At 70.4% G+C, this 22,058-nt stretch carries 18 protein-coding genes and 1 pseudogene; 8 read left to right on the top strand and 11 right to left on the bottom strand.

What is annotated here, in order from left to right:
* Positions 1 to 155 precede the first annotated feature (155 nt).
* Both ACI2L1_RS25120 and ACI2L1_RS25115 read left to right on the top strand, forming a co-directional pair.
* Positions 156 to 620: a hypothetical protein gene (locus ACI2L1_RS25120; protein WP_404741602.1), complete on the top strand. Its 465-nt coding sequence runs from the start codon at positions 156 to 158 to the stop codon at positions 618 to 620.
* Positions 620 to 1,191: pseudogene (locus tag ACI2L1_RS25115) on the top strand (helix-turn-helix transcriptional regulator); the annotation flags it as partial. The gene ACI2L1_RS25120 and the pseudogene ACI2L1_RS25115, both read left to right, overlap by 1 nt.
* Here the strand turns inward: ACI2L1_RS25115 and ACI2L1_RS25110 are convergent.
* Entirely contained in the window at positions 1,152 to 2,045 is an 894-nt protein-coding gene (locus tag ACI2L1_RS25110; RefSeq protein ID WP_404741601.1) for a DUF3626 domain-containing protein, read from the bottom strand. The pseudogene ACI2L1_RS25115 and the gene ACI2L1_RS25110 overlap by 40 nt on opposite strands.
* 267 nt (positions 2,046 to 2,312) lie before the next feature.
* Here ACI2L1_RS25110 and ACI2L1_RS25105 point away from each other — a divergent pair, with 267 nt between their 5' ends.
* The 3 genes from ACI2L1_RS25105 to ACI2L1_RS25095 all read left to right on the top strand — a co-directional run bounded on the left by ACI2L1_RS25105 (position 2,313) and on the right by ACI2L1_RS25095 (position 5,992).
* Complete coding sequence (locus ACI2L1_RS25105) at positions 2,313 to 3,590, top strand: aromatic acid exporter family protein (RefSeq protein ID WP_404741600.1); 1,278 nt, start codon at positions 2,313 to 2,315, stop codon at positions 3,588 to 3,590.
* Positions 3,591 to 3,643: 53 nt separating this feature from the next.
* Entirely contained in the window at positions 3,644 to 4,666 is a 1,023-nt protein-coding gene (locus tag ACI2L1_RS25100; RefSeq protein ID WP_404741599.1) for a hypothetical protein, read from the top strand.
* Between the two features lie 93 nt (positions 4,667 to 4,759).
* Entirely contained in the window at positions 4,760 to 5,992 is a 1,233-nt protein-coding gene (locus ACI2L1_RS25095) for a lactonase family protein (protein WP_404741598.1), read from the top strand.
* Here ACI2L1_RS25095 and ACI2L1_RS25090 read toward each other — a convergent pair.
* The 10 genes from ACI2L1_RS25090 to ACI2L1_RS25045 form a co-directional block, all read right to left on the bottom strand.
* Positions 5,960 to 6,691, bottom strand: coding sequence for a DUF2470 domain-containing protein (locus ACI2L1_RS25090; protein WP_404741597.1), 732 nt, complete (start codon positions 6,689 to 6,691; stop codon positions 5,960 to 5,962). The two genes, ACI2L1_RS25095 and ACI2L1_RS25090, sit on opposite strands and share 33 nt — an antisense overlap.
* A gap of 317 nt (positions 6,692 to 7,008) precedes the next feature.
* Positions 7,009 to 7,830, bottom strand: coding sequence for a pentapeptide repeat-containing protein (locus ACI2L1_RS25085; protein ID WP_404741596.1), 822 nt, complete (start codon positions 7,828 to 7,830; stop codon positions 7,009 to 7,011).
* Positions 7,831 to 8,012: 182 nt separating this feature from the next.
* The gene (locus ACI2L1_RS25080) at positions 8,013 to 9,314 is read right to left on the bottom strand and encodes an alpha/beta fold hydrolase (RefSeq protein WP_404741595.1); all 1,302 of its coding nucleotides are present in this window, start codon (positions 9,312 to 9,314) and stop codon (positions 8,013 to 8,015) included.
* A gap of 102 nt (positions 9,315 to 9,416) precedes the next feature.
* The gene (locus tag ACI2L1_RS25075) at positions 9,417 to 10,442 is read right to left on the bottom strand and encodes a LacI family DNA-binding transcriptional regulator (protein WP_404741594.1); all 1,026 of its coding nucleotides are present in this window, start codon (positions 10,440 to 10,442) and stop codon (positions 9,417 to 9,419) included.
* Positions 10,443 to 10,522: 80 nt separating this feature from the next.
* A complete protein-coding gene (locus ACI2L1_RS25070) occupies positions 10,523 to 11,935 on the bottom strand; it encodes a BNR repeat-containing protein (RefSeq protein WP_404741593.1) in 1,413 nt (470 codons plus the stop codon).
* Positions 11,936 to 11,958: 23 nt separating this feature from the next.
* Complete coding sequence (locus ACI2L1_RS25065; RefSeq protein WP_404741592.1) at positions 11,959 to 12,279, bottom strand: L-rhamnose mutarotase; 321 nt, start codon at positions 12,277 to 12,279, stop codon at positions 11,959 to 11,961.
* 16 nt (positions 12,280 to 12,295) lie between these two features.
* Positions 12,296 to 13,375 carry a rhamnose ABC transporter substrate-binding protein gene (gene rhaS / locus ACI2L1_RS25060; RefSeq protein WP_404741591.1) on the bottom strand — a complete coding sequence of 360 codons (1,080 nt, stop codon included), beginning with the start codon at positions 13,373 to 13,375 and terminating at the stop codon, positions 12,296 to 12,298.
* 55 nt (positions 13,376 to 13,430) lie between these two features.
* Positions 13,431 to 14,441, bottom strand: a complete 1,011-nt coding sequence (locus tag ACI2L1_RS25055) for an ABC transporter permease (protein ID WP_404741590.1) — start codon at positions 14,439 to 14,441, stop codon at positions 13,431 to 13,433.
* Positions 14,434 to 15,474, bottom strand: coding sequence for an ABC transporter permease (locus ACI2L1_RS25050; protein WP_404741589.1), 1,041 nt, complete (start codon positions 15,472 to 15,474; stop codon positions 14,434 to 14,436). Before ACI2L1_RS25050 ends, ACI2L1_RS25055 begins: the two co-directional genes overlap by 8 nt.
* Positions 15,471 to 16,988 carry a sugar ABC transporter ATP-binding protein gene (locus ACI2L1_RS25045; RefSeq protein ID WP_404741588.1) on the bottom strand — a complete coding sequence of 506 codons (1,518 nt, stop codon included), beginning with the start codon at positions 16,986 to 16,988 and terminating at the stop codon, positions 15,471 to 15,473. The genes ACI2L1_RS25050 and ACI2L1_RS25045 overlap by 4 nt, the downstream gene beginning before the upstream one ends.
* A gap of 274 nt (positions 16,989 to 17,262) precedes the next feature.
* Here ACI2L1_RS25045 and rhaI point away from each other — a divergent pair, with 274 nt between their 5' ends.
* From rhaI to ACI2L1_RS25030, 3 genes are all read left to right on the top strand, one after another.
* A complete protein-coding gene (gene rhaI / locus ACI2L1_RS25040) occupies positions 17,263 to 18,423 on the top strand; it encodes an L-rhamnose isomerase (protein WP_404741587.1) in 1,161 nt (386 codons plus the stop codon).
* Positions 18,424 to 18,536: 113 nt separating this feature from the next.
* A complete protein-coding gene (locus ACI2L1_RS25035) occupies positions 18,537 to 20,576 on the top strand; it encodes a bifunctional aldolase/short-chain dehydrogenase (RefSeq protein ID WP_404741586.1) in 2,040 nt (679 codons plus the stop codon).
* Positions 20,573 to 22,009, top strand: a complete 1,437-nt coding sequence (locus tag ACI2L1_RS25030; RefSeq protein ID WP_404741585.1) for a rhamnulokinase family protein — start codon at positions 20,573 to 20,575, stop codon at positions 22,007 to 22,009. Before ACI2L1_RS25035 ends, ACI2L1_RS25030 begins: the two co-directional genes overlap by 4 nt.
* Positions 22,010 to 22,058 lie beyond the last annotated feature (49 nt).

The following is a 22,058-nucleotide window of genomic DNA, read 5'->3' as shown; positions in this document are numbered from 1 at the left end:
ACCGCACGGATTGGTGATGTTGTGACGATTACCGAGCCGTGCGCCCTTGTCCCATCCTGCCTTCTGCGGCCTTGATCGTGCACGTCCCAGCATTTTGATCGAGGAGTTGACCGATCGCTGGCTGGCACGGTGTGAGCCGACGCTGTGCAAGCGACGTGGCGGCGAGCGCAACGGGCCGCCGGAGCTGGGCCGAACCACAAGCTGGTCTTCACCGACCGGTCCTGGTCACCCTGGTCCATCTGCGCCTGCAGCTACCGCACGCGGCACTGGCCGAGCTGTACGGCGTGACTCGGCCCAACTTCACCCGCCATCCCAGAGATCCGCCCGTTGCTCGCCGCTCGGGGCTTCGCCGTTCCCGACCGGCGCCCAGCCTCCGGCTGCGCACCCTGGCCGACCTCTTCGCCCATGCCCAGGCCGAAGGCGTCGAACTGCGCATCGACGACACCGAGACCCAGGTTCGCCGCCCCCAGGCCGGCCGAGCCGGCCGCAAGGCGTTCGTCTCCGGCAAGGAGAAGCAGAACACTGCCAAGACCACCACCAGGATCGGAACCGATGCAGGCACGCCCACCTGGTGGACTGGTCCCGCCCCGAGGCGGTGGTCTGGCGCAACCGTGCCCTGATGCTCTTCGACCGGGTCTCGGTGCGGGTCGCGGTGTGCGATGTGTACGGCGCCGTCCTGCCGGCCAATCCGGCGATGGCGACCGAGTGCGGTACGACGCCGGGACGGCTGCGGGGCAGGGACGTGCTGGAGTTGTTCCGGCCGCAGGAGACCACCCAGGTCGAGCGGATCGCGGCGGCACTGCGGCTGCGCAACCGGTCGCGCTACCAGGTGTCGGTGTGCTGGCGGGCACCGGGAGGCGCGGAGCGGTTCGGGGAGCTGACGGCGGACCCGGTGAGCGACTCGGCCGAGGAGACGCCCTCGCTGCTGGTGATGCTCCGGGTGGGAGGCGAGCGCGAGCACTCCCCCGCCGAGCCCGTCCGGGTCGCGCCGGTCGAGGGCCGCATCCTGGCGCTGCTCGCGGGAGGCGCCACCATGGCCCACGCCGCCCGGGAGACAGGGCTGACGGTGGACGGGGTCAACTACCACCTGCGGCGGCTGTCGGCGCGGTGGGGTGGGGTGCCGCGAACCGTACGGAACTGGTCGCGCGGGCCTACGCGACGGGCTTACTGACGACCGGTGTCCGGCCCCCCGGACAAGCGGTGCCCGCGCCTTCCGGGGCCCCGAAGCGGGCCAGGGTGTGCCACACCTTCTTGAGGTCCTGGAGTTCGTACCGGCCCGTGCGGGCGGCGTCGCCGATGATCCGCGGGTCGACCAGTCCGTCCTCGGCGATGCTCGCGCCCAGGTCGGCGTACTGCTGTCCGCGGTAGTCGGCGTGGCGGTGCAGTTCCGCGACGCCGATCCGGTAGCCGGGGTGCCACTCGACGGGGACGGGCAGCAGGTGTGCCGCCGCTTCGACGGGGGTGTCCCGGTAGCTCGCGTCCAGGACGAGCGCCTCCACATGGCGGGCCAGGTCGACCCCACCGTGCACGTGGGCCTCGATGTAGTCGTCGAGGGCGTCCTGGTCGTCGGCCTCCGCGAGGGCGATCAGGGACATACCGGCCGCGACACCGAAGTGGACCGGCTCGGCGGCGCTGTCGGGATAGCAGAAGGTGGCGCGGGCGAGGGGCTCGCCGGTCAGCCGGAAGTGCGAAGAGCCGAACCGCGGGGCCGCGCCCACCACTTGACGACGGAAGTTCAACGCGCCGTACACGGGCCGGTCGTGCGGGGCGGCGTCGTCGTAGGCGCCGCCGAAGATCCGGCTCTCCCAGCGCAGGCGGTCGCCGCCGGGGTGGGCGGTCAGCCCGCCGTTGCTCGTGCCGGTGACGAACTGCGAGTGGTAGACGCCGTCCTGGGCGAGCGCCTCCAGCAGGGGCAGGCCGCGTGCCAGGCGGTCCGGGTGGAAGTTCAGCGTGATGCGCACGTCCGGGGCGACGGCCGGCCCCGCCGACACGGCCGCCACATGACTCAACGCCGCCCGCGCTCGCGCCGACCCGACCGGACTCACCGGCGCCTCCTCATCCACGACTCACTGGATGATCACCCGCCGACGACGCCGCCCGCACCCGATTTGGCGAGTTCCTGGCCTACCGCCGGCACGATCCCCGCGCGAAGGGGCGTGGTGTCCGCTGTCACTGCTGCCGCCCCTTGCCGCCGACCGGCCTGGGCCAACAATCTGGGCAGCCTTGCGGACCGGTATCGTCCGCAAGGGATGTAGGGATGTAGGGATGTAGGGATGTGTGGACGCTTCTGTGGAACGGGAACAGACCTGAGCATGCGAGATGTACGTGGATGGACGGCGCCCCTGGTCCGGTCTGTGAGGCTGCGCCGGGACCCCGTGGTCGTGCAGACGCTGCGGTCGGCGACCGCGGCGACCGTCGCGTACGTCATCGCGCTGCGGCTCAGCCCCGAGGCGGCGCCGCTCACCGCACCCCTGACCGCGCTGCTGGTCGTGCAGGTGACTCTCTACTCCACGCTCACCACCGGCATCCGCCGGGTGAACTCGGTCGTGACCGGCGTTCTCGTCGCCATCGCCTTCAGCCTGCTGGTCGGTCTGACCTGGTGGAGCCTGGCCCTGCTGATCGTTGCGTCGCTGGTGGTCGGGCGACTGGTGCGGGTCGAGGAGTTCGTGCCCGAGGTGGCGATCAGCGCGATGCTGGTGCTCGGGGTGACGACCGTCGGGGACACGGCCTGGGCGCGGGTCGTGGAGACGCTGATCGGCGCGGTCGTGGGCCTCGCCTGCAATCTGCTGCTCGCCCCTCCGGTGTGGGTGGACGAGGCGGGCGAGTCGATCGAGGGGCTGGCCCGCCGGGTGCGGAAGCTGATGCTGCGGATGGGCGAGGAAGCGGTGGGCCGTACGCCCGTGGAGCTCGCGACGGCCCGGCTGTACGAGGCGCGCGAGCTCGACCACGACATCGTCGAGGTGGACGCGGCCCTCAAGCAGGCCGAGGACAGCCTCAAGCTCAACCCGAGGGTGAAGGAGGGCCTGCTGCACCGGGTGGTGCTGCGCACCGGCCTGGACACCCTGGAGATCTGCACGGTCGTGCTGCGGGTCCTCGCCCGTACCCTCACCGACCTCGCGAAGGAGCGCGACCCCTTCGCGGAGGAACCTGATCTGATCGACGAGGGACAGGCTCCCGAGCCCCTGTTCGGGCCCGAGACCGGGCGCGCGGTGGAGCGGCTGCTGTCCGAGATCGGCGACGCCGTGGTCAGCTTCGCCGTCCTGGTCACCACCCATGTCAGTGAGAGCGCCGAGTCGGCGGAGGCCCGGCTCACCGCCGAGCTGCGCCAGGCCACGGCGACCCGGGACAAACTGGCCCAGCTGCTGCTGGAGGAGATCCAGCGCGACTCCCGGCACTGGCAGCTGCACGGCGCGGTCCTCACCGAGGTCAACCGCATACTCGACGAGCTGGACACCGAGCACCGCTCGCGCCGTCTCCTGGAGGAACTGGACCGGGCCGCCCGCGAGCAGCGCGAGCGGATGCCGCATCTGACCCGGCTCCAGGAACAGTGGCGCAGGAACCGGTCGGCGCTCGCCCGTCGTTCTGGGTGAGGCAGGCGCACGGCCAAGGTGAGGCAGGCGCACAGCGATCAAGGGGGCGGCCGATGACCGACACGAGCGTGCGGATCGACGGGAACACACTGCGACTGCCGGGCGGTGCGGCGGTGCGCTTCGTCCGCACCCTGCGGCTGCCCGAGTCGGGCACGCATCCGCTGCCGCCGGGGCTCGGCGAGTTCCCGGTGCGCCGGATCTCCGACTACCCGGACACCGTGCCGGAGCAGTGGCGGGCCCGGGGCGGGGTGATGCTGCCGGTGTATCTGCGGGAGGCGATGTGGCTGAGCTTCGGAGGCACCACCGAGCCGGCCGCCCTCCAGGTCGCAGTGGGCAAGGTGTGCGCGGTCTCCGGGAAGCCCTGGAGCGACCGGCTCGCCCGTGACCCGCAGAACTACGTGGTCCTGCCCCGGCAGCCGTGGCTGGATGGCATCAACTCCGGGAAGGGCACGGTCCGCCAGTTCGTGGCGGTGCCGCTGGGGCTGGGCGCGACCGTCGAGGGGCAGGTCACGGGCGAGGAGGTCTGGGGCGGCGTACAACTGCAGTCGTTCCCGCTGGTAGAGGAGCGGCTGGCCGAGTGGCGGGAGGCACAGCGACGGCTGCGGTCGGTGAGCGGGCCTGCCATGACCTACGGTGCCTCCATGCCCATGGCGATGGCGGCACCTGCCGCCCCGGCGGCGGCACCTCGCAGCGCTCCCGCGATGGGACTCGGTGTGGGCGGCTCGATGCGCCAGGAGGTCTACCGGGACGATCGGCCCCTGTCCGACTGGGCCGACACCCCGGCCGGGCGGGTCTTCGTGCACCTGGTGACGCCTCCCGAGTGGCGCCGCATCACCGGCGAGACTCCCCCGCCGTCGCCCGTGGACCGCGACTCGTACACCCGGGCGGGGCTGCCCTGGTACGACTACTACGACCAGGACGCCGAGGATCTCGCCCCGACGGACGCGCTGGAGGGCGTGAAGCCGGTCGGGGACTGGCTCGGGGACGACCACGAGCCCTGGCAGGAGCCCACGTCGCACCAGGTCAAACCGTTGGGAGACACGCCGGGCAAGCCGGTGCAGGACGGCGACTGGTAGCGGCCGGGCGGTGCCCGGGTTGCACCCGGTGAGTGATCCGGGTGAAGGTGGCTGTTCAGGACCGAGACGAACGATCACCCGGGGTGCGCAGGGATGGGCAGTGCGAACGGCGGCTGGAGCAGGCGCCGATTCGTCGGCGTTCTCCTGGGTGCGGCCTCGGCCGCGGGCTGCTCGTCGTCACCGGGGTCCTCGTCGGAGCCGGCGGCCCGGGAGGCTTCCGGCGACTCCGCCGGCAGCGTCTCAGGGAGTCCCTCACCGAGCCGCCCCTCGACAACGCCGTCCGCTACGGCCCCGAGCGGCCGCCGACCCCTCTGTCTCGGCACCTACACCTCCGTCGAGGGCGGCGGCACCGGCATCGGCCTGGCCACCTACGACGCCGAAAGTGGCCGTATCAAAGGCACCGGAACGCTCACCGGCGTCCCCAACCCGTCGTATCTCGCCGTGCACCCGGACGGCCGGACGCTGTACGCGGTCGCCGAGCAGGACGCCGGGGCGGTGACCGCCGTACGCCTGTCCGACCGCAAGATCCTGGGGAGCCGGAGCACCGGCGGGGCGGGGCCGTGTCATCTGTCGGTGCATCCGAGCGGGCGCTGGCTGCTCAGCGCGAACTACGGCTCCGGCAGCGTGGCCGTGCATCCGATCGCCGCCTCGGGCGCGCTCGGTGAGCGCAAAGAGTCGGTCACGCACTCCAGTCCGGCGCCCGGTCCCGGCCAGGAGGGTCCGCACGCCCACCAGTTCCTCACCAGCCCCGACGGCGGCCATGTGCTCGCCGTCGACCTGGGCACGGACACCGTCTACAGCTACCGCCTCAACGAGCGGACCGGAGCACTCACGGAGGTCTCGCGGGCGTCCACCCGGGCGGGTGCCGGACCGCGCCACCTCACCTTCCACCCCGGCGGCCGGTACGCCTACCTGGCCAACGAGGTCGACAACACGGCGGCGGTCTGCACCTACGACCGGAAGACCGGCCGTCTCTCCGTCGGGGCGGCGCAGTCCACGGGAACGGGGTCGGGCACCAACTACCCGGCGCAGTTCCTGGTCACCGCGAACGGCAACTACGCGTACCTCGCCAACCGCGGCCACAACAGCCTCACGCGTTACGCGGTGGAGGCGGACGGCGCCCGGCTCCGGCTGCTCGACACGGTGCCGGTGGCCGGTGACTTCCCGCGCCAGATCGCCTTCTCGCCGGACGGGACACTGCTCTTCGCGGCGAACCAGAAGTCCGGCACCGTCAGCGTCTTCCACGTGGACACGGCGAGCGGTGAACTGCGGCTCGCCGGCGAGCCGTTCGCGTCACCCGTCGCCGTCTGTGCGCTGCCGCTGTAGGGCGCGCGGGCAGGACGCGGCGCTCGCCTGGGTCAGCAGGACGTGCATGCGCTCGGTGAGCCGAGCGACGTCGTCGGCGGGCGCGTGGAAGGGAAGGCGTACGTCGCCGTGGGCGCTGGCGCGCTCGATGCGCAGTGTCAGCCCGTGCCGGTCGACCGCGAGAGGCTGCACGCGGACCGCGCCGTGCAGGCTGTCGGGGTCGACGAGCCGGGTGAGCCGCTCGACCGCGTCGGGGTGGCAGTCGGCGAGGTGGGTCAGCAGCCGGGCCTCGGCCGTGACCAACGGGTCGGGTACGGCGGCCGCGAACTCGTCGAGGTCGACAACCACGGCACCGGACGGGCGACGCAGCACCACGCGCGTGGCCTTGAACCCCAGCCGTCGCTCCCCGTCCCCGGGGACGAACCAGCCGGCGATCCACAGCCGGGCGCGGATCCGGTTGCGCACCGGGACGGGTGCCACGTCGGCGAACTCCAGGACGGCGGACGGCTCACCGCGGGGCGCGCAGATCGCGGCCGTGAGCAGGGTGCTGTCCTCGGGCACGTCCAGCGTCACCCGCCCGTCCTCGGCCACGCTGTGCGCGCCGACGAACTCCTCGCGGCCGCCCTCCGCGGTCACCGCACAGGACCACGAGGCGGCGAGCACCGACCGGGCGTGTTCCGCCGCGGAAGGCGCGGCCGTCCAGGTTTGGCTGTCACCCATCCATTGCCTCCTTAGGTAAGCCTTGCCTAACCTATCGAAGATCCGCGATGAAACCAACCTCGGGACGGGTGACGGACGTGCGAATTCCGGTCAGGGCCTGAGGACACCCAGCAGTGCGCGGTTCCTTCGAGCGGGCGCGGCCGCATCCCTTCGTGACCGCGATGGTGGGCACGCTGACCTACGCGCAGCGGCTCAACTCCGTTCCGTTTCCCGCTCTTCTACGGCAGGCCGCGGAACGCAACGCGGCCGACATCGCCTACCAAGGTGGGGGCGCTACGGCCATCCCCTCGTCGGAGCCCGACGAGGCCCCGACCTCCTCAGAGCCCCGCTGTCCAGTGCACCGGGCGGCTGACTGAGTCCGGCAGCCTGGTGCCGGAACTGCCCCGGGCCGCGTTCAGCTGGGGCTGGGTGAGGAAGAACGCGCCGGTCAGGTCCGCGTCCGTGAGGTCAGCGTCACGCAGGTCGGCGCCGATCAGATCCGCGCCGCGCAGGTCGGCGCCGGTGAGGTCGGCCGCGATGAGGTAGGCGCCGCGGAGACTGACTCCGCGCAGGTCGGCACCCTTGAGGCGGGCGCCCATCAGGTCGGCGTTCCTGCGGCCCTTCTTCCTGCCCCTGCTGCCGGCCCGCACCAGGTCGCTGGTCCGCAGCAGGAGCACGTTGACCTCCTGCCGGTGCACGGACACGTCCAGCGCGGTGAGCTCGTCGGCGGTCCCCTGGGTGAGCGCCTCGGTCCGCTCCAGCATGCGGCGCAGGTCGGCGTGGACCGGGCGAGCAGCAGGCAGGGTGAGTGCCTCGGTGAGGTACCAGAGCAGTTCGTGGAGCTGACGGACGACCGGGAAGACGTCGAACATCCGGTGGGCGTCCGCGCGCGGGCCGGTACGCCAGTCGCGGCCGCCGAAGGTGATCTGCGAGACCTTCTGGCCGGCGCCGAAGCAGTCGTAGACCGTGCATCCGGTGAAGCCCTCGGCCCGCAGTTTCGCGTGGATTCCGCACCGGTGGTCGTCCCGGAGGTTCGGGCAGGGGGTGCCGGCCGGCTTGTCGAGGGCGAAGTCCGCGGAGGCGGCGAAGGGCAGGGCGACACAGCACAGTCCGAAGCACCGCTCGCAGTCGCCGCGCAGGTCGATCATTTGTTCTTGCATCAGCGTCCAGCCTAACGGCCTGCCGAACCTAGTGGCCTGACGCGAGCGCACGCATCGAGGAGGTTATGTCGATCTCCAGACCGGGATGTGCCGCTGACCTGTCTGTGCGCGAGATGGACATGTCTCTGCCGGATTCAGAGGTGAGGCATGTCGTCGATCACCGGCTGTCCGGGCCGTCGTCGTCAGACCTCGTCGCGGGCGAGGGCGAGCAGCCGGTCCAGGACGCGGGGGCCGCCGGCGCGGACGCCGTCGTGCTCGAACTCGTCCGTCACCCAGGTGCGCAGACCGCGGATCGCGCGGGCCGTCTGCAGCGAGTGGGCGGTGTCGACGTACATGTCGTCGTGGTAGACGGCGGCGGCGACCGGAACCTCGTTGGCGGCCAGCCGGGCCGGGTCGTACAGGGGCCGCCAGTCGGTGCGGGCGGCGAGGTGCTCGGCGGTCTCGCGCAGCGGACGCAGAGCCGGATCGCAGTCGAACATCCAGGGGTGGACGGACTCGCCGGTGAACAGCAGCGGCTCGTCGCCGGCGAGCGTCTTGGCCGCGTCGAACTGCGGGAACTGGGCGCGCACACGTTCGGCCGACCAGGCGGTGGGCCGTGGGTCCTGGCCGTAGATCGCCTCGTGGACGAGGGCGTAGAGCGGGTGGGGCGCGTACGAGAGGAGGCCCTGGACCTCTTCCTGGAAGGCGTCGGAGAGCTCCGGGCCCTGAGCCGCGCGGACGAAGGCGTGCTCCAGGAGGTAGTGCAGGCGGTGGCTGCCCTCGCCGCCGCCGAGGAGGATGCCGAGGGACTGGAAGGCCTCGACGGTCAGCCGGTAGCCGTTCGGCAGCCTCACGTCGTGGGTGAGCAGGTGGTCGGCGATACGGCGGGCCCGCTCGACGTCCTGCGGATAACGGGCGTAGTGCGCGGTGACCTTGCGCTCCACGCGGGGGTAGGCGGCCCGGTAGACGTCGTCGGCGTGCGCGTCGAGGGACGGCAGGCCGCCGGTGACGAGGGCGGCGGCAAGGCCCTCGGGGGCGATGGACAGGTAGGTCGTCACGCAGAAGCCGCCGAAGCTCTGGCCGAGGACGGTCCAGGGGGCTCCGCCGGTGACCTGGGCGCGGATCGCCTCGCAGTCCCGGACGATCGAGTCGGCGCGGAAGTGGGTCAGGTAGTCGGCCTGTGCGGCGGGGCCGCCACTCAGCGGGAGCGTCTGGCGGTTGGCGGGGCTGGAGTGGCCGGTGCCGCGCTGGTCGAGGAGGAGGACGCGGAACTCCTTGAGGGCCCGGCCGAACCAGGCTCCCTTGCCGACGAAACGGTTCGCCCCAAAACCCGGGCCGCCCTGGAGATAGACCAGCCACGGAAGGTTCTGGCCCGCCTTGTCACTCGCGACGGCCGCTCGTGCGTAGAGCTCGATCGTCTCCCCCGCCGGGTCGGCGTGGTCGAGGGGGACGGTGAAGCGGTGGTCGGTGAGGAGGAGGCCGGGCTGGCGGTAGGTGGCGGTCAACAGGGCTCCCGGGACGGACGGATTTTCAGGGCGCGTCCCAGTTCAGCACATGTCCGTCCGCCGTCGGACCCCTTCGATCATGAAACCGTACTGAATCACCGATCAGCGGGCCGCGAGGCTGGAGCGGCGCACCACCAGTTCGGGCTGGAGCACCACCCGGCGGTGCTCGTGCCGCTTGCCGGTGGTCTCCACCTCCGTCTCTTCCAGGAGCAGCTCGGCGGCGAGGGCGCCCATGGTGACGGCGGGCTGGCGGACCGAGGTGAGCGGGACGGCCGCGGCGGCGGCGAACTCGATGTCGTCGTAGCCGACGATGGCGAGATCGTCGGGGACCGTGACCCCCGCCGCGTACATGGCCTGCAGAACGCCGAGCGCCAGGAGGTCGTTCGCGCAGAACACGGCGGTCGGGCGGACGGCGAGGCCGAGGAGGCGGGCGCCGGCGTCCCGGCCCGCGGCCACGTCGAGCCGTTCGGTGGGCAGTTCGCGCAGGTTCCCGGGGCCCAGGCCCGCCTCGGTGAGGGCGTTCATGGCGCCCGTGCGGCGGTCGCGGACCTGGTTGAGGCCGGGCGGGCCGCTGACGTAGGCGATGGAGCGGTGCCCGGCGTCCACGAGGTGGCGTACGGCCAGGGCGCCGCCCGCCACGTCGTCCACGGAGACCGAGCACTCGGTGGTGCCCTCGGCGACCCGGTCGACGAGGACGAAGGGAATGCCGTGGCGGCGGAAGGACTCGATGTTGCGGCCCGAGGCGTCGCTCGGGGTGAGCAGCACACCACGGACCCGCTGCTCGGCGAAGAGCGAGAGGTACTCGGCCTCCTCGCTCGCGCTCTGGGCGCTGTTGCAGACCATCACGCCGAGGCCGTCCTCGCGGGCGGCGCGCTCGGCGCCGCGCGCGACGTCGACGAAGAAGGGGTTGCCCATGTCGAGGACGAGGAGGGCCATGATCCGGCTGCGGCCCGCGCGCAGCTGCCGCGCCGACTCGCTTCGGACATAGCCGAGCCGGTCTATCGCGGACAGGACGCGCGCCCGGGTCTCGGTGGCGACCGAGTCCGGGCGGTTGATGACGTTCGAGACCGTGCCGACGGATACTCCGGCGGCGCGGGCGACGTCCTTGATACCCACCGACTGGGCCATGGGGCAGGGACCTCCAGGGAGACGAGGGGCGACAGGACGACCTTCACATTATCGTCGAGCCGCCCCCACACCGGTCACGGTCAGGCCGGCAGCGCGAAGTCGACGACGTGGAGGGGCGAGGGAGACGTACCGCTCGACTTCTCCTGGTACATGAACGACAGCACGTTGTCCTGGGCGACCCGCATCTCGTCGATCACGACCTCGCCGAAGGCGTTCAGCCCGCTGCCGTCGAACAGAACGGTCCAGTCGGTGTACCCGGACGCCTTGGAGGCACCGGCGATCCGGCCGAAGGGGAAGATCGCGTAGGCGTTGTCGTACGTGTCCAGGATCAGCTTGGTGCGCTGGCTGGAGCCGAGCACGACAGGTATCTCGGTCTTCTGCCAGGTGCCCGCGGAGTTCTTGCGGACGTGGAAGGCGCGACCGTTGGCGGTGCGGTCGGAGACGTAGTTCGTCGTGCACTGGCCGAAGCGGCCGGGGACGTACGAGATGATCGCGTGCGGCAGGCCTGACGAGTCGGTGGACTGGCTCTCCTGGTTCATCAGGGAGTGGTCCGGGTTCAGCGCGTCGATGACCAGGCCGGTGTCGGTGACGGCGACCTTGTCGGAGCCGCCGGTGGTACCGACGACGGTGCCCGCGTTGTTGCGCCAGGTGCGGCCCCGGTCGTCGGAGTAGACGTAACCGGTGTCGTGGTTGGTGATGCCGCCGCTGGAACACATCACGGCGCCGTTCTGCTCGCGCCAGGTGAAGAAGGAGTGCAGTCGGCCGTTCTTGTCGTAGTCGATGCCGTGCAGGTACATGTTGCGGGCCGTCGAGGAGCCGTGCTCGCTGGTGTAGGTGCCGGTGGAGCTGGACCACTCCCCGAGGTTGGTCCAGGTCGAACCGTCGTACTCGGCGAGGGCGTTGCGGCCGTTGCCGGAGACCGCGACCCGGTAGCTGAGCTGGAGCTTGCCCTCGGGGGTCGATATGAACTGCGGGTAGGTGAACTGGGTGGTGAGCGCCACGCCGTCCATGCTCGTCTGTACGGCGCCGAAGACGGACGAGGTCCAGGCGGTGGACGCGGGGTTGTCCATGAGCCCGGCGATCGACTTCACGTAGAAGTAGCCGTCGCTGTGGGAGTCCATGTTGAGGTGCAGACGGCCGTCGACCTTCGAGACGCCCATGGAGATGACGTTGTGGGAGTCGCTGGCCTTGAGCACGTGGGAGAGCGTGAGCTTGGACCAGGTGGTGCCGCCGAGGACCCGGCGGCCGACGACCGCGTTCCCGGTGGAGGTGTACCAGACGGCGTACTGGTAGCCCTTGTAGGTCAGCAGGCCGTTCTTCTGGAACGAGTTGTTGTTGACCAGGCCGTCGTAGGACACGAAGAAGACGGCCGTGCTGTCGAGCGTGGTGGTGCCGGTGCGGGTGACGGAGGGACCGGGGTCGGCGGCGCGTGCGGTGCCGGGCGTTGCCACGGCGGCGAGTACGGCAGACACGAGGACGGCACGTCTCTTCATGGATGCGGCTCCTGAGGGGGGCGTCAGACGAGGTGGAACACTTCGGTGAGCGGTTTCATGGCCTCGTCGGGGCGGGCTCCGTCGAGGGACTCGAAGAACTCGCCCATCTCGGCCTGCCAGCGGGCGTTGACCTCGGTGGCTTCCATACCGGCCTGGGCGGCGGCGAAGTCCTCGGTCTCCAGGTAGCCGACCAGCAGGCCGTCCTCCCTGAGGAAGAGCGAGTAGTTGTGCCAGCCGGTGGCCGAGAGTGCTTCGAGCATCTCCGGCCACACGGTGGCGTGCCGCTCGCGGTACTCCTCCAGACGGTCCTGCCGGACCTTCAGCAGAAAGCACACGCGCTGCATCGACGGCCTCCAGAGCCTAGAAGTTGAACTGGTCGATGTTCTTGGCATTGAACACGGTCGGCTTGCCGAGGTTGATCACGCCGTCCTTGCCGATGGTGTACGTGGTGCCGCCGGCCTTGAAGGTCTCGCCCTCCTTGCCGGTGATCTGGCCGGAGACCATGGCCACGGCCGTCTGCGCGGCCAGCGCGCCGAGCTTCGCCGGGTCCCACAGCTCGAAGGCGTCGACGGTGCCGTTCTTGACGTACTTGCGCATGTCGTTCGGGGTGCCGAGGCCGGTCAGCTTGACCTTGCCCTTGTACTTGGAGCCGGAGAGGTACTGGGCGGCGGCCTTGATGCCGACGGTGGTCGGGGAGATGATCCCCTTCAGGTTCGGGTACTGCTGGAGCAGGCCCTGGGTCTGCTGGAAGGACTGCTGGGCGTCGTCGTTGCCGTACGCGATCTTGACGAGCTTGATGTTCTTGTACTTGTCCTGCTTCAGCTCGTCCTTCATGAAGTCGATCCAGGTGTTCTGGTTCGTCGCCGTCTGCGCGGCGGACAGGATCGCGATCTCGCCCTTGTAGCCGATCTGCTCGGCGAGCAACTGCACCTCGGTGCGGCCCAGGTCCTCGGCAGAGGCCTGCGAGACGAAGGCGTCGCGGCACTCCGGCTTGGTGTCGGAGTCGTAGGTGACGACCTTGATGTCGTTCGACATGGCCTGCTTGAGGGCGGTGCACAGGGCGCCCGGGTCCTGCGCGGACACGGCCATCGCGTTCACCTGCTGCTGGGTGAGCGTGTTGACGTAGGAGACCTGACCGGCGGTGTCGGTGGCGCTGGACGGACCGACCTCCTTGTAGCTGGAGCCCAGTTCCTTCAGGGCCGCCTCGCCGCCCTTGTCGGCGGAGGTGAAGTAGGGGTTGTTGACCTGCTTGGGCAGGAAGCCGACGGTCAGGCCCTTCTTGGTGGCCGCGTTCGGGTCCGCCTTGGCGGTGGAGGCCGCCGAGGCGCCCTCGTCCTGCACGTCCTTCTTGGTGGTGCCGCCACAGGCGGTCAGGGCGAGGGCGAGGGAGGTACCGGCGGCGAGGGCCGCGCAGGAACGGCGAATCGATGACTTACGCATGACGGTTCTTCCTTACGAGGGTGAGCGGATACGAGGTTTCCTCGGGCGCCCGGCCCTAGGAGGCCGGTGTGGGCGCCTTGGACGCCGGTGTCGAGGCGGCTCGGCGGCCGGCCCTCGCAACCGAGATCTGCCGTGCGACCCGCGGGCCGAGCACGGAGAGGACGAGCAGAACGCCGGTGACGACGATCTGCGACTGGGCGGAGACGTCCTGGAGGCTCATCACGTTCTGGAGTGCGCCGAGGAGGAAGACTCCCGCGATCGCACCGCCGAGTGTTCCCTTGCCGCCGTCGAAGTCGATGCCGCCGAGCAACACCGCGGCGACGACGGAGAGTTCGAGGCCGGTCGCGTTGTCGTAGCGGGCGCTGGCGTAGTGCAGCGCCCAGAAGATGCCGGTGAGTGAAGCCATCAGGCCCGTCACCGTGAACAGGATCAGCTTCTGCCGCTTGACCCGGATGCCGGCGAACCGCGCCGCCTCCTCGCTCGCGCCGGTCGCGAACACCGAGCGCCCGAACGGCGTGGCGTGCAGGACGACCACGGCGATCGCGAGCAGGACGAGGAAGGGCAGGAAGGCCTGCGGGATGAAGGTGTCCCCGATCCGCCCGGCCGCGAAGTCCAGGTACTGCGTCGGGAAGTCGGTCACGGCGTCGGAGCCGAGCACGATCTGCGCGATGCCCCGGTAGGCGGCGAGGGTGCCGATGGTGACGGCGAGGGAGGGCAGGCCAAGGCGGGTGACGAGCAGACCGTTGATCAGTCCGCACACCACTCCGAGCACCAGGCAGATCGGGATGATCACCTCGATCGTCAGGCCCTGGTTCCACAGCGCGCCCATGACCGCGCCGGAAAGACCCGCGGTGGAGGCGACGGAGAGGTCGATCTCGCCGGAGACCACGAGCAGGGTCATGGGCAGGGCGATCAGCGCGATCGGCAGGGTGTTGCCGATCAGGAACGACAGGTTCAGGGCGTTGCCGAAGCCGTCGACAGTTCCGAAGGACAGCAGCAGGACCACGACCAGAAGGGTGCCGACGACCGTGTCCCAGCGGATCGCACGCGTCAGGGAGTCAGGCATGGCGGGCGTTCCTCTTCTTCAGGGCGGAGGCCACGCGCAGCGCGACGACCCGGTCGACCGCGATGGCGAGGATGAGCAGGATGCCGTTGATCGCGAGCACCCAGACCGAGCTGACGCCGAGGGCGGGCAGCACACTGTTGATGGAGGTCAGCAGCAGGGCTCCGAGGGCCGCGCCGTAGACGCTGCCGGAGCCGCCGGTGAAGACGACACCGCCGACCACGACCGCGCTGACGACGGTCAGCTCGTAGCCGGTGCCGGTGCCGGAGTCGACGTTGCCGAACCGGGCCAGGTACAACGCGCCGGCGAGACCGGCGAGGCCGCCGCAGAAGGTGTACGCGGCCAGGATCCGCTTGCGCACCGGGATACCGGCGAGCCGTGCGGCCTCGGGGTTGGAGCCGAGCGCGTACAGCTCGCGTCCGCTGCCGAAGTGCTTGAGGTAGTAGGCGGTGGCGATGAGCACGGCCAGCGCGATCAGGGCCAGCCAGGGCACCGCGGAGATGCCTCCGGAGCCGAAGTCGACGAACCCGTCCGGGAGGTCGGCCGCCGTGATCTGGCGGGAGCCGACCCAGATGGAGTCGATGCCCCGGATGATGTAGAGCGTGCCGAGGGTGACCACGAGCGCGGGCACCTGGCCGAGGCTGACAAGGAGGCCGTTCAGCAGGCCGAAGCCGATGCCGAGCAGGACCGCGAGCACGATCGCCACCACGGGGTTCCCGCCGCCCTGGAGGTAGGTGCCGGCGGCGAAGGCGGTGATGCCGAGGGTGGAGCCGACGGAGAGGTCGACGTTCCTCGTGATGACGACAAGGGACTGGCCGGTGGCGACCAGGACCAGGATCGTCGCGTTCAGCAGCAGGTCCTTGATGCCCTGCTCGGTGAGGAAGTCACTGTTCCCGATCTGGGTGACGACGATCATCACCAGGAAGACGAGCAGGATGGCGAGCTCGCGCATCTTGAAGACGCGGTCGACCAGTCGGGTGCCGCTGGACTTGGGCACCTCGGCGGGAGGGGCCTGCTGAGGGGTGGTGACCGTCATGCGGCGGCCCTCCCGGTGGCTGCGGCCATCACGGTTTCCTCGGTGGCGTCGGAGCGCGGGATCTCGGCGGTCAGGCGACCCTCGTGCATCACGAGCACGCGGTCGGCCATGCCGAGGATCTCGGGCAGGTCGGAGGAGATCATCAGGATGGCCACCCCGTCGGCGGCCAGTTCGCTGAGCAGCCGGTGCACCTCGGCCTTGGTGCCGACGTCGATGCCACGGGTGGGCTCGTCGACGATGAGCACCTTGGGGCCGGTGGCCAGCCACTTGGCGAGGACGACCTTCTGCTGGTTGCCGCCCGACAGGGTGTTGACGGTGTCGGCGATCCGGGCGTACTTCACCTGGAGCTTGACGGCCCAGTCGAGGGAGCGGCTGCGTTCGGCGCCGCGGTCCATGAGGCCGGCCTTGACGGTCGTACGCAGTCCGGTGAGGCCGATGTTCCGCTCGATGGACATGTCCATCACGAGGCCCTGGGCGCGCCGGTCCTCGGGGACCAGGGCGAGGCCCGCGGCCATCGCCGTGGAGGGGGCGCCGTTGACCAGTGCCTTGCCGTCCACGGCGACCTCGCCCGCGTCCCAGCGGTCGATGCCGAACACCGCCCGCGCGACTTCAGTTCGGCCCGCTCCGACAAGGCCCGCGAGGCCGACGATCTCACCGCGCCTGACCTCGAAGGAGACGTCGGTGAAGACGCCCTCCCGGGTCAGCCGGCTCACCGTCAGCGCGACCTCGCCGGGGCGTACGTCCTGCTTGGGGTAGAGCTCTTCGAGATCGCGGCCGACCATACGGCGGACCAGGTCGTCCTCGGTCATGTCCTCGATCGGCTCGCTGGAGATCAAGGCGCCGTCGCGCAGGGTGGTGACCGTCTGGCAGATCTGGAAGATCTCCTCCAGGCGGTGCGAGATGAACAGCACCGCGGCGCCCTGCTCGCGCAGCGCCCTGACGACACCGAAGAGACGGGCCACCTCGCTGCCGGTGAGGGCCGCGGTCGGCTCGTCCATGATCAGGACGCGGGCCTCGAAGGACAGCGCCTTGGCGATCTCGACGATCTGCTGGTCGGCGATGGACAGACCGCGCGCCGGGCGGTCGGGGTCGAGTTCGACACCGAGACGCTGCATCAGGGCCAGGGTCGCGGCGTGCGTGGCCTTGTGGTCGATCCGGCCCAGAGCGCGCCGGGGCTGGCGGCCCATGAAGATGTTCTCGGCGATCGACAGGTCGGGGAAGAGCGTGGGCTCCTGGTAGATCACGGCGATACCGGCGTCGCGGGCGTCGCCGGGACCGTGGAAGACGACCGGTTCGCCGTCGAGCAGCACCTGGCCGGCGTCCGGTCGGTGCACTCCTGCGAGCGCCTTGATGAGGGTCGACTTGCCCGCGCCGTTCTCGCCGGCGAGGGCGTGTACCTCCCCGGGAAACAGCTCCAGGGAGACGTCCCGCAGGGCGCGAACCGCGCCGAAGGACTTCGAGATGTCCCTGAGCGCGAGAACCGGGGCCGTACCCGTGGTGGACGGGTGGGTCATTGGGGGCTCCTCGACGACGCCGGCGGGACGGCCCTCACGGCGCCGTGAAAGGTTTCAACTTGGTTGCCGGGACGTTAGGCATGTAGCGCATGTCACGTCAATGGGTTCGTGTCGAAAAAGTTTCGATGAACTCAGGTCACAGGGGGGTCACGGGCAACAGCCTTGGTCGCAGGGGTTGACACCCTTACGAGGTCCCCATACTTTCCCGTCTTGAATCGTTTCACGGTGAAGCTGTTCGGAAGCCCTCAAGACCCGACGTCACAGGAGCCCTCAAGTGACCGAGCTCGCCGCGGTGAAGGCCGCTCTCAAGACCCAGGCAGTCGAGACGCCGTCGTGGGCGTACGGGAACTCGGGAACCCGCTTCAAGGTGTTCGCCCAGCAGGGCGTACCGCGGACACCGCAGGAGAAGCTGGAGGACGCGGCGCAGGTGCACGCGTTCACCGGTGTGGCCCCGACCGTCGCGCTGCACATCCCGTGGGACAAGGTCGAGGACTACGCCGCACTGGCGAAGTTCGCCTCCGAGCGAGGGGTGAAGCTCGGGGCGATCAACTCGAACACGTTCCAGGACGACGACTACAAGCTGGGCAGCATCTGCCATCCGGACGCCTCTGTGCGGCGGAAGGCCCTCGATCACCTGCTGGAGTGCGTCGACATCATGGACGCGACCGGGTCCCGGGATCTGAAGCTGTGGTTCGCCGACGGCACGAACTATCCCGGTCAGGATGATCTGCGGGCCCGGCAGGACCGGCTGGCCGAGGGTCTTTCCGAGGTGTACGACCGGCTGGGTGACGGGCAGCGGATGCTGCTTGAGTACAAGTTCTTCGAGCCGGCGTTCTACTCCACGGATGTGCCGGACTGGGGGACGGCGTACGCGCACTGTCTCAAGCTCGGGGAGAAGGCGCAGGTCGTCGTGGACACCGGGCACCACGCGCCCGGGACCAACATCGAGTTCATCGTGACCACGCTGCTGCGGGAGGGGAAGCTCGGCGGGTTCGACTTCAACTCGCGGTTCTACGCCGACGACGACCTCATGGTGGGGGCGGCTGATCCCTTCCAGCTGTTCCGGATCATGTACGAGGTGGTGCGTGGGGGTGGGTTCTCGTCCGAGGTGGCGTTCATGCTGGACCAGTGCCACAACATCGAGGCGAAGATTCCGGCGATCATTCGTTCGGTCATGAACGTCCAGGAAGCGACCGCGAAGGCGTTGCTGGTCGACCGGGATGCCCTGGGTGCGGCTCAGCGTGAGGGTGACGTTCTTGAGGCGAACGCGGTGCTGATGGACGCGTACAACACGGATGTGCGGCCGCTGCTTGCCGAGGTGCGGGAGGAGATGGGGCTCGACGCGAACCCCATCGCCGCGTACAAGCGGTCCGGGTGGGCCGAGAAGATCGTGGCCGAGCGGGTTGGTGGGGAGCAGGCTGGTTGGGGGGCGTGAGCGTCTGCCCGGTTCTGTCGTATGCGGGGTGCGGGCCGGATGTGGCTGGTCGCGCAGTTCCCCGCGCCCCTAGGTAGGAAAACTCGCCCTCTCGCAAGAAGGACTGAACGTTCATGGCTACCCATCCCGAAGCCGCCGCCCTCCTCGCTCGCTCCCATCGGCTCGGCTCCGATCCCCGTAACACCAACTACGCCGGTGGCAACGCGTCCGCCAAGGGCACCTCCGTCGATCCGGTCACCGGGGGTGATGTCGAGCTGATGTGGGTCAAGGGGTCCGGGGGTGACCTCGGGACGCTGACCGAGGGCGGGCTGGCCGTGTTGCGGCTCGACCGGATGCGGGCGCTGGTCGATGTGTATCCGGGGGTGGAGCGCGAGGACGAGATGGTCGCCGCGTTCGACTACTGCCTGCACGGGAAGGGGGGCGCCGCTCCTTCCATCGACACCGCCATGCACGGGCTCGTCGAGGCCGCTCACGTCGATCATCTGCACCCTGACTCCGGTATCGCGCTCGCCTGCGCGGCCGACGGGGAGAAGCTGACCGCCGAGTGTTTCGGGGACACCGTCGCGTGGGTGCCGTGGCGGCGGCCCGGGTTCCAGCTGGGGCTGGACATCGCCGCCATCAAGGCGGCCAACCCGCAGGCGATCGGTGTCGTGCTCGGTGGGCACGGGATCACGGCCTGGGGTGACACCGCCGAGGAGTGCGAGCGGAACTCGCTGCACATCATCAGGACCGCCGAGAGGTTCCTGGAGGAGCGCGGGAAGGCCGAGCCCTTCGGGCCCGTCATCGAGGGGTACGCCGCCCTCGGCGCCGGTGAGCGGCGGGAGCGGGCGGCCGCGCTGGCGCCGTACGTACGGGCCATCGCCTCCCAGGACAAGCCGCAGGTCGGGCACTTCAACGACTCCGAGGTCGTCCTCGACTTCCTCGCCTCCGCCGAGCACCCGCGCCTCGCCGCCCTCGGCACCTCCTGCCCCGACCACTTCCTGCGCACCAAGGTGCGGCCGCTCGTCCTCGACCTGCCGCCCACCGCCGCGCTGGAGGAGGTCGTCGCACGGCTCGACGCGCTGCACGCCGAGTACCGCGAGGAGTACGCCGCCTACTACCGGCGGCACGCGCTGCCCGACTCCCCCGCCATGCGCGGGGCCGACCCGGCGATCGTGCTGATTCCGGGTGTCGGCATGTTCTCCTTCGGCAAGGACAAGCAGACCGCCCGGGTCGCGGGCGAGTTCTACGTCAACGCGATCAACGTGATGCGGGGCGCCGAGGCGGTCTCGTCGTACGCGCCGATCGAGGAGTCCGAGAAGTTCCGCATCGAGTACTGGGCCCTTGAGGAGGCCAAGCTCCAGCGGATGCCGAAGGCCAAGCCGCTCGCGACCCGCGTGGCGCTGGTGACCGGCGCGGGCAGTGGCATCGGAAAGGCCATCGCGCAGCGACTGGTCGCCGAGGGCGCGTGTGTCGTCGTCGCCGATCTCAACGCCGAGAACGCCTCCGCGGTCGCCGAGGAGCTCGGCGGTACCGACAAGGCCGTCGCCGTGACCGTGGACGTGACGGACGAGGAGCAGATCGCCGAAGCGTTCAAGGCCGCCCTGCTCGCCTTCGGCGGTGTGGACCTCGTCGTCAACAACGCCGGCATCTCCATCTCCAAGCCGCTCCTGGAGACCTCCGCCAAGGACTGGGACCTCCAGCACGACATCATGGCGCGCGGTTCCTTCCTGGTGTCGCGGGAGGCGGCCCGGGTGATGATCGCGCAGAAGCTGGGCGGCGACGTCGTCTACATCGCCTCCAAGAACGCCGTGTTCGCCGGGCCCAACAACATCGCCTACTCCGCCACGAAGGCGGACCAGGCCCACCAAGTACGCCTGTTGGCCGCCGAGTTGGGCGAGCACGGCATCCGCGTCAACGGTGTCAATCCGGATGGTGTGGTGCGCGGGTCCGGCATCTTCGCCGGTGGCTGGGGCGCCAAGCGGGCCGCCGTGTACGGCGTGGAGGAGGAGAAGCTCGGTGAGTTCTACGCACAGCGGACCATCCTCAAGCGCGAGGTGCTGCCCGAGCATGTCGCCAATGCCGTCTTCGCGCTGACCGGTGGGGAGTTGACCCACACCACCGGTCTGCACGTCCCCGTCGACGCCGGCGTCGCGGCCGCCTTCCTGCGATGAGCGCGTCCGTGAAGTCGTACGCCGCGGTCGACCTCGGCGCGTCCAGCGGACGTGTCATGGTCGGCCGCGTCGGCCCGTACAGTCTGGAGCTGACCGAGGCCCACCGGTTCCCGAACCGGCCGGTGCGGGTTCCTGAGGGCCTGCGCTGGGACATCCTCTCGCTGTACGGCGGTGTCCTGGACGGGCTCAGGGCCGCCGGGCAGGTGGACTCCGTCGGCATCGACAGCTGGGCCGTGGACTACGGGCTGCTGGACGCCGACGGGGCGCTGCTCGGCAACCCGGTGCACTACCGGGACTCCCGCACCGAGGGGGTCGCGCAGAAGGTGTGGGCGACCGTACCCGCGCCGGAGCTGTACGCGGCGACCGGGCTGCAGTACGCGCCCTTCAACACGCTGTACCAGATCGTCGCCGACCAACTCACCGGCGCGCGAAGGCTGTTGCTCATCCCCGACCTGCTCGCCTACTGGCTCACCGGTGAGCAGGGCACCGAGCTGACCAACGCCTCGACCACCCAGCTGATCGATCCCCGGACGCGCGCGTGGTCGTACGACATCGCCGAACGGCTGGGCATCGACCTGGAGTTGTTCGCGCCGCTGCGGCAGCCCGGCGACCGGGCCGGTCTGCTCCGGGCCGAGGTGCTGGAGGAGACGGGGCTCACCGGGCCGGTTCCGGTGACGGCCGTCGGGTCGCACGACACCGCCTCCGCGGTGGCCGCCGTGCCCGCGTCCGGCGAGCGGTTCGCCTACATCTGCACCGGCACCTGGTCCCTCGCGGGCCTTGAGCTGAACGCACCGGTGCTGACGGAGGAGAGCCGGGCCGCCAACTTCACCAACGAGCTGGGGCTTGACGGCACGGTCCGCTATCTGCGGAACATCATGGGGCTGTGGCTGCTCCAGGAGTGCGTACGGGCCTGGGGCGACCCGGATCTGCGCGAGCTGCTGCCGGCCGCGGCCAAGGCGCCGGCGCTGCGGTCGGTGGTGGACGCTTCCGATCCGGTCTTTCTCCCGCCGGGGCGGATGCCGGAGCGGATCGCCGAGGCGTGCCGAGCCTCGGGGCAGCCGGTGCCCGAGACGCCCGCCGAGGTCACCCGGTGCATTCTCGACTCGCTGGCCCTGGCCCACCGCAAGGCCGTCGAGGAGGCTCAGCGGCTGGCCGACCGCCCTGTCGATGTCGTGCACGTCGTCGGGGGCGGTACGCGCAACGCCCTGCTGTGCCAGCTGACCGCCGACGCCTGTGGGCTGCCGGTGGTGGCGGGGCCGACCGAGGCGGCGGCCCTGGGGAACGTCCTGGTCCAGGCGCGGGCCCACGGGCTCGTGGGCGACCTCGCGGGCGGGCGCGAGCTGCTCACCCGGACCCAGTCGCTGACCCGGTACGAGCCCCAGGGCGACACCGCGCGCTGGCGGGAGGCGCAGGCCCGGCTCCCCGGGGCCTGACCAGGGTCTCCCCGGGGCTCCTCCACCGGGACTACTCCCCCACTACGCT

The organism is Streptomyces sp. NPDC019531 (assembly GCF_044903305.1).
GTDB lineage: Bacteria > Actinomycetota > Actinomycetes > Streptomycetales > Streptomycetaceae > Streptomyces.
This window is presented reverse-complemented; position numbering and strand designations above follow the sequence as displayed.